Origin of the sequence: Mucilaginibacter ximonensis (assembly GCF_042686265.1) — a bacterium.
Lineage (GTDB): Bacteria > Bacteroidota > Bacteroidia > Sphingobacteriales > Sphingobacteriaceae > Mucilaginibacter > Mucilaginibacter ximonensis.
In genome coordinates this window covers 1,220,911-1,236,635 of the sequence record NZ_JBHUPD010000002.1, presented here as the reverse complement: position 1 = coordinate 1,236,635, position 15,725 = coordinate 1,220,911, and the positions used below count along the sequence as shown (strand labels likewise).

Below are 15,725 nucleotides of genomic sequence, written 5' to 3'. Positions count from 1 at the left end.
AGCCAAAAAATGGCCCCTGCTTTTAAATAAATATTATAATAAAATTCAAAAGGATTAAAACACTTTAAGCGTTTTTGAATTTTTACTTTTGAATTCAGAATTAGACAACAAAGTTATTAAAAAAGTACTAAAAATAGCGCTAAGCATTGTATTGTTCCTGCTGTTAACGGCCAGTGTGCTGGTACTGCTATTTCAATATAAACCCGTACAAACCTGGGCTGCAAAAAAGGCGGCCCACTATCTGGCAAAAAAACTGGGCACAGAGGTTAATGTAAAAAGTCTGTACATTAAACCTTTTTCGTCAATAGTTCTTGAAGACTTTTATGTGCTGGATAAATCCCGCGATACGCTGGTGCGAACGCCCAAATTGACGGTTAAACTTAACGGTTTCTCAATTTTCAGCAGCATACAACAACGCAAACTTGACTTCAAGCTTATCCAATTGGACAATGGTTCTGTTTACTTAAAAAATCAGCTAAACGGCGAAACCAACCTGCAGTTTGTTATTGACAGTCTCAAATCAAAAGACACCGTTAAAACTGCTCCCGGCAAACCCTGGAAGCTGGTGTTTGAGAAATCGATAGTAAACAACTTCCATTTCAGGTATAAAGATTTAAGGAAACACAACGTAGTTAATGGGATAAACTTTGAAGATCTGGATGTTTACAACCTAAGCGTTACCGTAAACGGGATGGATTTGAAAAATCACCTGTTTTCAGCGGACGTTCAGCACCTGACTTTGAAAGAAAAAGGCGGCTTTTACCTTAAAAACTATTCTGCAATTACTACGGTCGACTCTAATCGTATACTGGCCAGGCACCTGTTTATACAAACGCCGCATTCGCTCATCCGCAATTATCTGAACATGCGCTTTAAGTCGTTTAAAGATTTTAACGATTTCACGAGCAAAATTGATATGGACGGCCATTTTAACCAATCGCATATCTCGTCGACAGATATAGCCTACTTTACCCAAGACCTGCAAAAGATTAATTTTGAGCTGGGCGTAAACGGCCGTATACAAGGCATAGTTAATAACCTGAAAGCTACCGACCTGACTGTAACAGCCGGCCAGGCCACATACGTAAAGGGCAATTTCAGTTTAAAAGGCCTGCCCGATTGGGACCATACCTATCTTGATTTGAAGTTTGACCAGATAGCTACCAATAAAAAAGATCTGGACTACCTTTACAAACACTTTACCGGTAACGAGAAAGCCACAACCCCTGACATAGTTGGCAGATTTGGCAACGTGAATTTCACGGGCACCTTTAAAGGCTTACAAAGTGATTTTACAACAGCCGGCACCTTTAAAACGCAGTTGGGTCGCTTTGATCCAAACATTAAATTCAAAACCAATAAAGCCGGTGTGCCAAGCTATGGCGGTACATTGGATGCTTATAATTTTAACCTGGCGGGCCTGCTTAATGATAACACATTTGGGCGCACCACCTTTAAAGCCAACGTTAACGGCAGCGGCGACGAACTTAAAAACCTTAATGCCAATATAAGCGCCAATATTGATTATTTTGACCTCAAGGGCTACGGTTATAAAAACATTGCGGTAAACGGAAATTACACCGGGAAAAAAATCAACGCTAAACTATCCGTTAACGACAAAAATGTCAAGTTTGACGGTAACGGACATGTCGACTTTAACCCGGCACTACCTGTTTATTCGGTACAGGCAAACCTGCACGATGCCAATCTGAACAAACTTAAGCTGATGGGAGATACTATCATCATCAGCGCACAGCTAAATACCACCTTCTCGGGCAACAGTCTGAAAAATTTTGAAGGACGGGTAAGGCTGTCGCCAATCCGTATTATAGACCCAAGAAATAACTATCTGCTTGACTCGGTTTATTTCGCGGCTACCGGCCGGGGCGATTCGAGATTGATAGTCCTGCGTTCTGACGCCCTGGATGGCACGCTTAAAGGCAGCTATGATCTGGCTACTTTGCCGTCGTATTTTAAAACCATCGCCAAAAAATATATCCCGTCTTTACAAACAGACATTACGCCGCCTAAGCCTCAAAACTTTGAGCTTAATGTAACTATCAAAAACCTTGACCCGCTTACGGCTATCTTCCTGCCCGACTTGAAAATACCGGAACAGGGTACTTTTATAGGCAAGTTTAATTCGGCAGAAAAAACGGCCACTATAAACGGTTATGTTAAGACCATCAATTACAAAAAGATATTGTTTCATGACTTCATTCTGGATGAAAGCACTAGCGATAATAACCTGACGGTAGGTATATCCTTGCGGCAGATTGACCTGAGCAAAGACCTTTTTATAAAAAACATCGACATCACCAACTTCATTAATAACGACAGCCTGAAATTTAACGTTAAGCTGGCCGACAAAGACGCCACCAACCAATTGGACCTTTACGGTTTAGTTGAATTTGGGCGAGATACCACCGCCAAGCTGAAATTGCTACCGTCGGATGTTATCATTGAGCATCAAAAATGGCGCCTGCAAGAACAGGTACGTATCAGGTTGCTGGATGGTAAGACACAGATATCGGGCTTTGAGCTTTCAAATGGCGAGCAAGTTGCGCGCATTAATGGTTTTATATCTGACAATGCTGCCGATAAACTTAAAGTTGATTTCATCAAATTCAGAATGGCGACGCTGGATGAGCTAACCAAGGCCGCCGATATTAAACTGCATGGCATTATGAACGGCGATGTAACGCTAAGTTCAATACTTAAGTCGCCGGGGGTGGATGCACAGTTGGCTATTGATTCATTTAAAATGAACAATACCACGGTGGGAAACATCAAGCTAGTATCAAACCTTGACGCCGAACGCAGCCGCGCCAATGTAAAGGTTAATATTTTGAACAAAGGCTTGGAAACGCTGAATATAGGCGGCTCCTATTTTTTGGGCAAGGGGACAGACGACAAGCTGGATTTCGATGTTAAAATGACGCAGACAGAGGCTATTATTTTTGAGCCTTTTGTAAAAGACCTTGTTTCTGACCTGAAGGGGACAGTATCAACAGATCTGAAACTTACAGGTTCGCTGGCTAAACCCCAATTAAACGGCAGCATCACTTTAGATAATACCGGCGTTATGGTAAACTACCTGAAAGCGCCATTCCTGGTTAGTGACAAGCTTGAAGTACAAAACAGTGTGGTCAAGATTAATAAGATGATATTGAAGGACAACCATGGCGGTACTGGTACCGCAAATGGTACGGTTGATTTGAATGACCTGGCAAACCCTAACATTGACGTACAGCTACACGCCAACAACCTGATGGCGCTTAATACACAATTCAAAGACAATCACCTGTATTTTGGTACTGCTTATGCCACCGGCGATTTTAGCTTTGCTGGCCCGATTGATAACATGAACATCAATATCAACGCGTCAACACAAGCCGGTACGGTATTTAATATCCCGCTAAATACGTCAACCACAGCCAGCGACTACGACTTTATAAACTTTGTGAGCCACAAAGACACTGCAGTAGCCACGGTAGATAAAGCCAAAAGATTTAACGGTGTTACGTTAAATTTAAACCTCAATGTCGATGAAAAAGCTGTAGTAAAAATTACCACAGATTATGGTGTGTTACAAGGTAGCGGACAATCGAAAAATCTGAGCCTGCGCATTAATAGTTTAGGCGACTTTGATATGTTTGGAGAGTTTACCATCACCTCGGGCAAGTTTGACTTTACCGCTAAAAATTTCATAAGCAAAAACTTTACGGTAAACCAGGGCGGCACTATCAGATGGACAGGGAACCCAAGTAATGCACAAATTAATCTGCGTGCCATATATGAGGTACGCGCAGAGGTTAAACCACTTTATGATGCCGCCGGTTATCCAAGCCCTAAGGGTGCTAACCCTGAATTGGTACAGGCCGAGTTGCTCATTACCAACTCGCTGATACAACCGGATATTAATTTTGATTTTAACTTCCCTACCGATCCGTCTATCAAAGACGAACTGGCTACCTATCTGGCCGACAATAATAACCGCAACCGCCAGGCATTAAGCGTTATTGTAACACGCAGTTTTGCATCAGGCGCAGGCACCAACAATCTTACAAACCAGGTGGTAGGTACCGCCTACAATGCGGCTACCGAATTTGCTTTTAATAAAATAAATAACATCATCGCGCAATCAAATGCTATAAAAAACCTTGACTTGAACATACGTTCATTTAACGACGTTAGCGCCACCTACAAATTTGCACATGAACGGGTAATACTGGACGGTAGTTTATTTAATACCACCGGAAGCAGCTCCCTGGTATCGCTTAACAATACTTTATTAAATTCAAATTTCAGCGCTTTAACCAAAGATTTCCAGGCTTCATACCTGATCAGAAAAGACGGCTCTCTGAGCGGGCGTTATTCCTATCGCGCGTTAAATAACCTGTTAAGTACTATTGACCAAAACTCAGTGCAATACGTAAACGGCATAGGTTTGGTATACCAGCATGATTTTGATACTTTCGGCGAGTTTTTCAGATATATATTTAACCGCCGGCATGCTATTACCAATAAAGACGTAGCGCCCATGGCCAGCCCGTCTACCACGCCATTATCAAGCCCGGCCAGCAATACGCCGCCGCCAACAACGGTACAGCCAACTCAACCGGCTAAGAAAGACGAAGAAGATTAATGATTGCGCATAATGGTATGATCCATCTTATCACGCTTGGTTTTTAAATAAGCCTCGTTATGCGGATTTGCAGCAATTTCGATAGGAATATTTTCTACCACTTCAAGCCCATAACCAATTAAACCCGCACGTTTTTTGGGATTGTTGCTCATCAAGCGCATTTTAGTAACGCCCAGATTGCGTAATATCTGCGCGCCAATACCATAGTCGCGCTGATCCATCGGGAAACCTAATTTAAGATTTGCCTCAACGGTGTCAAAGCCGGCTTCCTGTAGGTTATATGCTTTTAATTTATTTACCAAACCAATACCGCGGCCTTCCTGATTCATATAGACAATTACGCCCTTACCTTCTTTTTCTATCATCTCCATGGCCTTGTGTAATTGCGGCCCGCAGTCGCAACGGCATGAGCCAAATATATCACCGGTAACACATGAGCTATGTACACGCACCAAAATAGGCTCGTCCGGCTCCCAGGTACCTTTTACCAAAGCTATATGGTTTTCGCCGGTATTGATTTGAGTATAAGCGGTCATCTCAAAATCGCCCCACTCTGTTGGTAATTTTACGGAGACTTCTTTTTTAACCAAAGTCTCTGTATCCAGGCGATATTCAATCAGGTCTTTGATGGATACAATTTTCAAATCAAACTCTTTGGCTATCTGCAAAAGCTCAGGCAGGCGCGCCATATCGCCTTTTTCATCCATGATCTCGCAGATTACGCCGGCAGGCTCTAAGCCGGCTAAAACCGCAAAATCCACCGCAGCCTCCGTATGCCCGGTTCTGCGCAATACGCCGCCATTTTTAGCTATCAGCGGAAAGATGTGCCCCGGGCGACCAAGATCTTCAGGTTTAGTTGCAGGGTCTATGAGCGACAGTATAGTTTTTGAACGGTCGGTTGCCGAAATACCGGTAGTACAGCCTTCCAACAAATCAACAGAAACGGTAAAGTTGGTTTCGTGCGATGTTGTGTTGTGGCTTACCATTGGGTCAAGTTCCAATTCGGCAGCGCGTGCCTGTGTAATCGGAGCGCAAACCAGTCCGCGGCCATGACGCACCATAAAGTTTACAACCTCGGGCGAAGCAAACCGGGCAGCAACTAAAAAATCGCCTTCATTTTCTCTGTCTTCATCATCAACTACAATAATGATCTTGCCGTCTTTTATAGCTTCAATAGCTTCAGGTATGGTGTTTAGCATTTTTTTAAATCTGGGTAGCTACGTATATAACGTAACTTTTTGTAACAAAGTTAACTCATCGGGAAAATATTCCGGTCTGCTTTGTGTAATGTTTAGTTGACCTCGGCTTGATACACATTGCTGTTATACCCCGCCCCTACGTGCTCTTTTGCCACAACACAAAACTGATAATGATAACTTCCTGATGTAATAGGCGCCTTGAAAGTAATATTAAATGGCCGGCTATTGTTAAAGCCAGCCGGTAAAGGACATTTAGTATAAACCACCTCTTGCGTCAAATTATTGGTAAAGGCAATAATAATATAAGCCCCGGTAGCTTTTAAAAGCGGAACATATTGTGCCGGAGCATCTACAACGATTTTTAACGTGGCTGCCGTACCGCGTTTAAAGTAATTTACCAATTCTGGAACCCGCACGTTGACACCGGTAAACGAGTTAAAATGATCAATATAAGTGAGGTAATATTTTTTTCCTTTAGGAATGACGATCTCCCGGCTGGCTTTATTTACAGGGGCATCAGACACATAAGTTACCGCCTGATTCTGAAATTTTTGCTCTAAAGACGGCAGGTAATTATATTGTGTTTTTTTATACCAGATATCGTTCACGGCAAAACACGCCTGCCCGGTGTAAAATGTATAATATGATGGCTCGTTATAGCTGTTATCAAAAACCAACGGGCGGCCGTTAGCTTTGCCCGCAAGGGTTGCCGCCATGAGTTTAGGGTTTTTATCGTTAAAGTTTGATATACTGAACCAGTTTAAGCTCAGGTTAAGGCGCAACACTATTACCGCAACCAAATTCACGACCAACAAGCCGTAAATCAGCGGTACACGGGATTTTAATTTGTTAATATATAAATAAGCCATGCAAATCATCGGCGGCCAGGCAATGGCTGTCCAATGCACGTTGACCATTGCCTTTAGTGACGAGATGAGGAAGAAGACAAAAACCCCGATAACGTTATACTTTAAGGTTTTTTGAAACTGATTTTGTGGCTTATACAGTATACTGAACAAAAGCAGGATAACCGGACCGGTAACGGCTGCCTGCTCGCCAATATAACTAAGCATATGCTGTATCTCGAAACTACCAGACCGCCCCGCAAATTGGAAACGGATGGTTGGATAATCATGCCCTATTTGCCACCAGATGTGCGGCGTATACAAGGCTATCGCCACAAAAACAATTAAATAAAACGAGCGGCGGCGCAACAGTTGCAGGTTTGAAATTAATGTAATGCCAACTACCAGTATGCCATGGTATTTAGAGTATAAAACCAAAGCCGTCACCAGGCCAAGTAAGGCCGCATTTAACAGGCTGTCGTTCTTTAAATATTTGCGGTAGACGTACAAAAACAGCGTCGCAAAAAAAAGCAGCGGCGTGTCAGGTATTGCCAGGAATGAATAAAGATTCAGAAACAATGATGACAGCAGCAGCAGCGACAGTAACTTTAAATTAACTACCTCCTCGGCTTCATCATCAACCAGCTTACAAATCAGGTAAAAGGTACCACTGCCCAGCAACAGCGGAAATAACCGTACGCCAATTTCGGCGCTTGCAATACTGCCTCCCAATCTGATCAGTAAAGCAATCAGTGGCGGATGATCAAAATACCCCCAGTCCAGATAGCGTGCGTAGATCCAGTAATAAGGCTCATCATTTAAAAGTGCAGAGCTGCAAGCCTGAATTATGTTGACAAGCAAAACAAAGCCCGTCAACCACACAAATTTGTTAACCCAAAATTGCTTTTGTATGTGGGTGGAGGGCATAAATTATGGCAAGCTTACGCTTTTGATTTTTTAAGTTTGTTAAAGATATTCTCGAAGAACCGGCGATAAATCTCTATATCAAACAGAGCAGAGTCTGTAGCCGCTTTATAAGACAGGAAAACACCTATCGGAGTAATGACAAAGATGGATATCCAGGCGCCTGCAATGCCCGACATACTACCCTCGTGCGCTGCTTTTTCGCCAATGGTTTTAACAATATAAAATATCAGGAAGAAAATCACTGAAATAACCACCGGCAAACCCAACCCCCCCTTACGGATAATGGCCCCCATTGGCGCACCAATTAAAAACAGTGCAATACACGACACGGAAAGCGTAAACTTAACCTGGTATTGTGCAAAAGCGCTCCTGAAATTTTTAACCAGTTCGTCCATGCGATCATTGCGCACTTTCAGTAAATCATGAATTGAACGGGCTTCGCCCAAAGCTACTGCAACGTTGTTAGCCTTTACAATAGTTTCGCCGTAGGCCATTACGCCTTTATCGTACTTCTGGTAGGTTTTAAAATTATCAGACTTTTTAGGGATCGAAAAATATTTTACATAGGGCATCAATAAATCGTAGTTAGTGCGGGCAGCACTGTCAATTGATTTATCCGTATGAACCATATACTCTTTTAACTGTCGGCGATCCATCATTGGAAATGCGCCCCTAAACTCCTTTTCATCCGTACGGTTAAAGCCAAGGCCCTTCAGGTCGAACTTATTTTGTAACGATTTAAAACGCATGCGGGTAAATACCTGGCGCTGGTTGCCGGTATAAGTTGAAGTGGTACTCGGCGTCTCAGAATACCGTATACCGTCTTCAAGTTCAATAATCAGGTAACGGTTATCATTTGAACGGTACATACGACCCGATTTAGCCTTCAGAATATATGGCGGATTATTATCAACGGCCTTGGCATAAATAGTGATGTCGTGCAACGTCTGTCCGTCTGGGTCTTTTTTATTAACCCGTATGGTATAATCAGGAAAACTATTACTGAATACGCCCTCAGGCAAAAAGTTGGCCGATTTTTGCTGACGGGCATCATACAACAATGAGAAGTATTTAAGATTGGCCCGGGGCAACATATAGTCGGAAAAGAAAAAAGCTGCGATACTTAGTCCGACGACGACGATGAGCATTGGCGCTACCGCACGTGTTAAAGAAATGCCTGCCGATTTGATTGCCACCAGCTCATAATTTTCGCCGAGGCTACCGTAAGTCATGATGGATGAAAGGAGCACCGATAACGGCAGCGCCATAGCCACATTGGTTGCCGACGCATACATCATCAATTCGGCAATTACGTACCACTCAAAACCCTTACCTATAAGGTCGTCAATGTATTTCCAGAGAAATAACATCAGCAGTACAAACATCACGATCAGAAACGTCGAGATGAATGGCCTGATAAAAGATTTGATTAATAGCAGGTGCAGTTTTTTCACAATACAAAATTAACGAAAAAAACGACGCTTTATGCGCCGAGTACGCTAATAAGGTATTGGATCTGGTTGTCCCAAATGAGTTTACGTTCGCCAATAGCGTCTTCGGTAGCAAAATCGGTAATACCCAGAGCAACGTCATTGGTGAGCTCGTCCTGTAATATTTCCATCTCAAAATAGCATTGCGGCTCATCGTCAACCCATTTAAATCTTACCAGTTTGTTTTCTTTGGCAGTAACCAGCTTGGCTTTTTGCTGTTCGCCGTCGTCCCAGGTAAAGGTATACGACTGGTCGCGGAAGTTTACGTCGTCAGCAAACCACTGCGAGAGTCCGTTAGGTTCGCTTAAAAACGTGTATAATATGCGGGGCGATGATTTAATTTCATACTCAATAGTAAACTTCTTCTTCTCAGACATAGGGTTTATAATTCAGGCGCAGGCCAAATATTGAAACATTTTTTCTAAAGGAAATGAATTTATCCTATATTTGCAAACCTTTTTTAAGGACGGCCACTTTCGCCATTGTTAATTAAAGTAACAGAAGCAATTTCCGTAAAAAATATAATGCGGGGTAGCTCAGATGGTTAGAGCGTAGGATTCATAACCGTCAGATGACGGACGGCAATCCGGAAAAGGTACAACAGAAGCAAGTTCTGTAAAAATATAATGCGGGGTAGCTCAGATGGTTAGAGCGTAGGATTCATAACCCTAAGGTCGGCGGTTCGATCCCGCTCCCCGCAACTTTTTAAAAGCTTCACATCTATGATGTGGAGCTTTTTTTTGTTTTTGCATATTCTAAACTTAAAACCTTTATTTGATCCTCCAACAACCAAATCCTAAAATTATCGTATAAACACGCTAATTAAAGCCAATAACAAAACAATATCTTTATAATTACAATTATAATGTTATCATCTTCGTACAACGACTTTATATCAATGCGTATTAGAAGAATTTTTACACTTTTTTTCCTGTTAATAAGCTTTCAATGCATAGCGCAGGAGACTACGGTACAGGACCTTGCTGCAGACAGGTATATCCAGCGGCTGGTTGATACGGCCATGAAAAATTATCCGCGAATGCGCTCTTATCAAAATCGTATCAATATCGCTAAAACCAACATTACAAAAGCCCAGGTATCATTGCTTGATGCATTAACTGTATCATATGTATACCAACCCGGCACTACAACTATCGACCCGGTGAACCCTTCTACAAGTTATTTTAAAGGTTTGCAAGCCGGCGTATTCTTAAATATTGGCACACTGCTGGCCCGGCCGTCGCTGGTTAAGCAGGCAAAGGAAGAGTTACTGATAGCCCATAACGACCAGGACGAGTATCGAATAACTATAACTACCGAGGTAAAAAAAAGATATTACCTGTACATTCAACGTGTGGCCGAGCTCAAGCTTCAGATAAGAGCGATGCAGGAAACAGAGGATGCTTTAAAGGACATTAAATATAAGTTTCAAAAAGGCGAGGAAACATTTGACGCCTATAATAAAGTACAAATACAATATAGCGAGCATCAGCAGACAAAAGTACAGGCCGAGGCCAATGTATTTATAGCCAAAGCTGATTTAGAAGAGTTACTGGGTACAAAATTGGAGAACATTAAGTAAATGGAATTTGGCAATTTTTTAAGGATATTAAAAAAACACAGGTTCACGCTTATCCTGGTTCCGATATTTGCGGTTATTATTACTTATTTTCTGGTACATAACCAGCCTGATGTATATTCGTCGCAAGCTAAACTTGCAACAGGTATTGTCGACCAGACGCAACAAATACTGGGTAATGAGTCTGACCCACAGGAGTCGAAAGTGAACCAGCAGTTCTCCAACCTGATCGAGATCCTTAAATCAAAAAGGATGCTTGACCAGGTAAGCTATAAATTGATCATCCATGATCTTAGCAGCGACAAACCTTACCGTAAACCCAGTGCACTATTAAACCAGCTTAACGCAAGCGCCAGACAGCACGCTTTAGATACTTATACCAGCCTATATAAAAAACGGCAAGCATTGTCCTTATTTAACGCCGACCAGAACGGCTTGCATAAGTTATTGGCATCGATGAAATATGATGACCAGTCGTTATTGAAAACCCTGCTGGTATACCGTGTTCAAACCAGCGATTATATTAATGTGCAATTTGACTCAGAAGGGGCTGAACTTTCGGCGATGGTAGTGAATACACTTTGCGCCGAGTTTGTTAATTATTATACCTTGTTGGTTAAAGAAAATCAGCGTAAGGCGGTTGATTTTTTAAGCCGTCTGTTAAAAGCAAAAGAAGATACTTTAAATGCCAAAATGCTGGCCCTGAAACAGTATAAGGTTAAAAATCATGTACTGAATCTTAATGAAAAAGCAAAAAGCCTGTACGGGCAGATGGCTGATTTTGAAACCCGTCGAGAAGAAGTGGAACGTAACACACATGCCACCCAATCGGCCATAAATGATATTGATAAAAAATTTGACCCAACAGACAGGCAATACGCCGAAGGCAGCCGCATAGCGGATGCGCAAAAGGTACTGAGTACCCGCACGCAACTCCAGGCCGCCACCGATGCTTATGTGCAAAGCAACTTTGACCCGCGATATAAACATCGTATGGACTCGCTTAACGGTGTCATTTCAGCACAGTTAGGAAACTTATCAGACCGGTATATACTTAACCCGCTGTCGACAAAAAAAGATCTTGTTGATGAAAAACTCACCTTACAAGTACAAAATGAGCTTGCAAAAAACAGTACCGGCGCTATTAACAAAGAGCTTAACCGCCTTAATACCAAGTTTGACGCATTGGTACCGCATGAGGCAGCAACGCAGGCTTTAGAAAGCGCAATTACCATTGCCAGTCAGGAATACCTTGAAATACTGCAGAAATATAATCAAGCCAGTATGGTCTCCAATTTTTCTACCCAATTACGAATCATAGAGACTGCCGAGCCGGGTACCGCACAACCTTCTAAAAAAATGCTGTTGGTTATTATTAGCGGCGCCGTAAGTTTTGTGTTTTGTATTGCGGTGTTATTTATCCTTTTCTTTTTTGATAACAGCATTAAAAATGCGCATGAACTGGCTAACCGCACCAAGGTGCCGGTACTGGGTTATATCAACCAGCTTAAAAATAAGAAAATAGACCTTGGCGCTATCTGGAGCAACAATAAGGCAAACGGCGAAACACGCTATTTACGCGATCTGATACAATCGCTGCGCTACGAGATAGAAACCGAAATGGGCGAAAACCAGGTGTTGTTGGTTAACAGTATTGAAAAAGAAGCCGGTAAAAGCTTTGTCGCTATCAATCTGGCCTATGCCTACGCATCTGTCAATAAAAAGGTATTGGTGATTGATGGAAATTTTGACGACCCGGGTATTACCCGTTTCACCCAAACCAGTTACTACCTTGAAGACCTATTGCCAAACGTACTCGATAAATCCTTTGTTACCATTGAGAACAAGATAAGAGTTATAGGCAACAAAGGCGGCGGCTACTCACTGCTTGAAATAGGCGGCGAACAAATAGTTACTGATAAGATTGCGGCATTGAAAACCATGTTTGATGTGATCATTATTGAAGCATCGGCTTTAAACACACTTAACCGCTCAAAAGAATGGGTGCAATTTTCGGACAATATATTAACCGTGTTTGAAGCCGGCAACAATATCAACGAAGAGTACAAAACGCATATCCAATACCTGAAACAGCAGCAAGGTAAATTTATTGGTTGGGTAATAAACCTGGTGCGGCCTGAAAACGAGGAAAAAAGCTAATATAATTAAAGAGTCATGACAGTGCTATCCACCGCATGGATCATATTGCAGATACTTATCGGGTACAATTTGGTGCTGCCATTAGTTATTTACCTGTTTTCTGTTTTTGGAAGAGACCGCAAAGTTTTATCGGCCCAAATAAGTGCAGATTATGCCATTATAGTTACGGCTTATGAGCAGGTAACTCATATCCCCGCGGTTGTAGCATCTATTTTAAAACTCAATTATCAAAATTATCTGATTTATATAGTTGCCGATAATTGCGGAGATGCCGAACTTAATTTTGCCGACGAGCGCATCATCGTACTGCGCCCTGAAAATACATTGGCCGGCAATACCCGCTCCCATTTTTATGCCATTAAAAACTTTGTACGAGCGCATGACCGGCTCACGATCATCGATAGTGATAACATCCTTCACCCGGAATATTTAAACGAACTAAACAAGCTTTTTGACCGGGGATACATTGCTGTGCAAGGCTTGCGCGACGCAAAAAATCTGGATACCACCTATGCGTGCCTTGACGCTGCGCGCGATATTTACTATCATTTTTACGACGGCAAAGTATTGTTCAAAGCGGGCTCATCGGCCACATTGGCGGGCTCGGGCATGGCGTTTACTACCGACTTGTATGTTGCCTGCCTTGGCCACCGCGATGTAGTAGGCGCCGGCTTCGATAAAGTTTTACAGGCCGAAATAGTTGGCCGTAATGTGCGAATAGCGTTTGCAGAAAAAGCTGTTGTTTACGACGAGAAAACCAGCCATACCGACCAATTGGTAAACCAGCGCTCCCGCTGGATCAATACCTGGTTCAAATATTTTTCGCTGGGTTTTGCGCTCATAGCTAAAGGCATTACCAATTTTAGCTGGAACCAGTTTTTATTTGGGTTGGTTTTGCTGAGGCCGCCTTTGTTCATCTTCCTGCTACTATCAGGAGCTTGTTTTCTGGCGGATATTTTTATTAGCGCAGAGCAGGCCATATTCTGGCTTATTGGATTCGCGCTGTTTATTGGTGGTTTCGCTTTTGCCTTATTGAAGTCTGATACCGATAAACGCATCTATCAATCGCTCGTCAATATTCCAAAGTTTATGTTTTTCCAGGTGTTGTCTTTACTAAAAGCGCGCAAAGCCAACGAGCGTTCGGTGGCTACCAAACACCACTACATACAAAGTGAGGAGGATAATTAATGAGAGTAAACCCGGCCGAAGAGATAGTAAGGAAAAAGGAACTGGAAGAGGAAAAAAACGAAAAGGTTCAGAAAGTCACCCGCATTGTTGCCTTGGGTTTGGCATTTGTCAGCGTATTCTTTTTTATCATTAAAATATTATTTCTGTAGTGAGCAACCAGCATCTGCCATCGGTACAAACTATGCACCTTTCAAAAAAAGGCAAAGGTTTCTGGTGGAATTTAAAGAAGCGCTTTCTGCTCGAAAAATTATATAGCCCCGTGGGTTTTGCCGTGCTTGCGTTACTAAGCCTGTTCATTGCGGTGGGCATTGCCAAATTTGGTGTTGTTTTTGGCGTGCTCTTCCTGGTAATGGTAATAGGGCTGCCGGCTGTCTACTGCGTAGTTGCGTACCCGCAGTTCGGCATTATTACGGTACTGATAATGGCCTATATGCTGTTTATGCTGATGCGGATAGGCGTATCCGGACCAATAGGCATCGTTATGGATGTCCTGCAGTTTCTGTTAATGCTTGGCTTGCTTATTCAACAACGCAAAGACAGTAATTGGGCTGTGTTAAAAGGCCCGCTAAGTACATGGATACTCATTTGGCTGGCCTACAATATCATGCAGGTAGCCAATCCATTTACCGAGGCCCGGGGAGCGTGGATATATACTATACGTTCTGTTGCCGTGGTCATGTTAAGTTATTTTGTATTTTTATATAACATCCGTTCGGTGGCCTTTATCAGGCTTATTATTAAAGTATGGCTGGTTATGAGCTTGTTTGCGGCTCTCTATGCAGCTAAACAGGAATATATTGGTTTCTCAGATGTTGAGGAAGCATACTTACACTCAGACCCTGCCATCGCCTCGCTGCTGTTTATTGGCGGGCACTGGCGCAAGTTCTCCATATTTTCAGACCCGGTTAGCTTTGCCTATAACATGTCTATGTCGGCTATATTTTGTATAGCGATGATAGCAGGCAAACGCAAACTATGGAAAAAGATAATGCTGGGTATATTAACCCTATCCTTCTTGGTTTCCATGCTGTATTCTGGCACCCGCGGGGCCAACGTATTAGTACCGGCCGCCATGGTTTTGTTTGCCATATTGAACTATAACCGCAAGGTGCTCATATTTACCTGCGTTGCAGCGGTCTTCCTGGTGATACTGATTAATATCCCAACCGGCGACCCTAACTTGGCACGTTTCCAAACCGCATTCAGACCTAATAACGACGATTCGTATAACCTGCGTAAAGCCAATCAAAAACGCATACAGCCTTTCATATTATCGCACCCTATTGGCGGCGGTTTAGGGGCAACGGGTACCTGGGGGCAGCGTTTTGCGCCTAACTCCTACCTGGCCAATTTCCCTCCCGATAGCGGCTATATCCGCATTTCGGTCGAGCTGGGCTGGATTGGCTTGTTTATTTTCTGTATGCTGATGTTTACGGCTTTAAAAACAGGCATCAATAACTTTTACCTGATAAAGGACCCTGAGCTTAAAACCTATTGCCTGGGCTTTACACTCGTAATTTTTGCCTACAACATCGCTAATTTTCCGCAGGAGGCGCTGGTGCAATACCCGTCAAATATTTATTTCTCGATGGATATGGCTATGCTGACGGTACTGCTCCGGCTTGACCGCCAGAAACAGCAGCAAGCCGGCATCGCAACCGACGAACCATTGTTAACCAATTGAATTGC

10 protein-coding genes and 1 tRNA gene are annotated in these 15,725 nt (G+C 42.8%); 7 read left to right on the top strand and 4 right to left on the bottom strand.

Features of this window, described 5'->3' with window-relative positions; genetic code table 11:
- Window positions 1–88 precede the first annotated feature (88 nt).
- Entirely contained in the window at window positions 89–4,648 is a 4,560-nt protein-coding gene (locus ACFS5N_RS13040; RefSeq protein ID WP_377186093.1) for a translocation/assembly module TamB domain-containing protein, read from the top strand.
- Here ACFS5N_RS13040 and ACFS5N_RS13035 read toward each other — a convergent pair.
- The 4 genes from ACFS5N_RS13035 to ACFS5N_RS13020 all read right to left on the bottom strand — a co-directional run bounded on the left by ACFS5N_RS13035 (window position 4,645) and on the right by ACFS5N_RS13020 (window position 9,486).
- A complete protein-coding gene (locus ACFS5N_RS13035) occupies window positions 4,645–5,847 on the bottom strand; it encodes a bifunctional 3,4-dihydroxy-2-butanone-4-phosphate synthase/GTP cyclohydrolase II (RefSeq protein WP_377186091.1) in 1,203 nt (400 codons plus the stop codon). The genes ACFS5N_RS13040 and ACFS5N_RS13035 overlap by 4 nt on opposite strands.
- A 92-nt stretch (window positions 5,848–5,939) precedes the next feature.
- Window positions 5,940–7,619, bottom strand: coding sequence for an ArnT family glycosyltransferase (locus ACFS5N_RS13030; protein ID WP_377186089.1), 1,680 nt, complete (start codon window positions 7,617–7,619; stop codon window positions 5,940–5,942).
- Between the two features lie 14 nt (window positions 7,620–7,633).
- On the bottom strand, window positions 7,634–9,073 hold the full coding sequence (locus ACFS5N_RS13025; protein WP_377186087.1) for an LptF/LptG family permease: 1,440 nt from the start codon (window positions 9,071–9,073) through the stop codon (window positions 7,634–7,636).
- A 29-nt stretch (window positions 9,074–9,102) separates the two neighbouring features.
- Window positions 9,103–9,486 carry an START-like domain-containing protein gene (locus ACFS5N_RS13020; RefSeq protein WP_377186085.1) on the bottom strand — a complete coding sequence of 128 codons (384 nt, stop codon included), beginning with the start codon at window positions 9,484–9,486 and terminating at the stop codon, window positions 9,103–9,105.
- Window positions 9,487–9,736: 250 nt separating this feature from the next.
- On the opposite strand from ACFS5N_RS13020, the gene ACFS5N_RS13015 reads away from it, so the two are divergent.
- The 6 genes from ACFS5N_RS13015 (at window position 9,737) to ACFS5N_RS12990 (ending at window position 15,720) form a co-directional block, all read left to right on the top strand.
- Window positions 9,737–9,810: transfer RNA gene (locus ACFS5N_RS13015), tRNA-Met, on the top strand.
- Window positions 9,811–10,007: 197 nt separating this feature from the next.
- Window positions 10,008–10,691, top strand: a complete 684-nt coding sequence (locus ACFS5N_RS13010) for a TolC family protein (protein ID WP_377186083.1) — start codon at window positions 10,008–10,010, stop codon at window positions 10,689–10,691.
- Window positions 10,692–12,848, top strand: coding sequence for an exopolysaccharide transport family protein (locus tag ACFS5N_RS13005; protein WP_377186081.1), 2,157 nt, complete (start codon window positions 10,692–10,694; stop codon window positions 12,846–12,848). It abuts the gene before it with no gap.
- A 15-nt stretch (window positions 12,849–12,863) separates the two neighbouring features.
- A complete protein-coding gene (locus ACFS5N_RS13000; RefSeq protein ID WP_377186079.1) occupies window positions 12,864–14,036 on the top strand; it encodes a glycosyltransferase in 1,173 nt (390 codons plus the stop codon).
- Window positions 14,036–14,185, top strand: coding sequence for a hypothetical protein (locus tag ACFS5N_RS12995; RefSeq protein WP_377186077.1), 150 nt, complete (start codon window positions 14,036–14,038; stop codon window positions 14,183–14,185). Before ACFS5N_RS13000 ends, ACFS5N_RS12995 begins: the two co-directional genes overlap by 1 nt.
- Window positions 14,185–15,720, top strand: a complete 1,536-nt coding sequence (locus ACFS5N_RS12990; protein WP_377186075.1) for an O-antigen ligase family protein — start codon at window positions 14,185–14,187, stop codon at window positions 15,718–15,720. Before ACFS5N_RS12995 ends, ACFS5N_RS12990 begins: the two co-directional genes overlap by 1 nt.
- Window positions 15,721–15,725 lie beyond the last annotated feature (5 nt).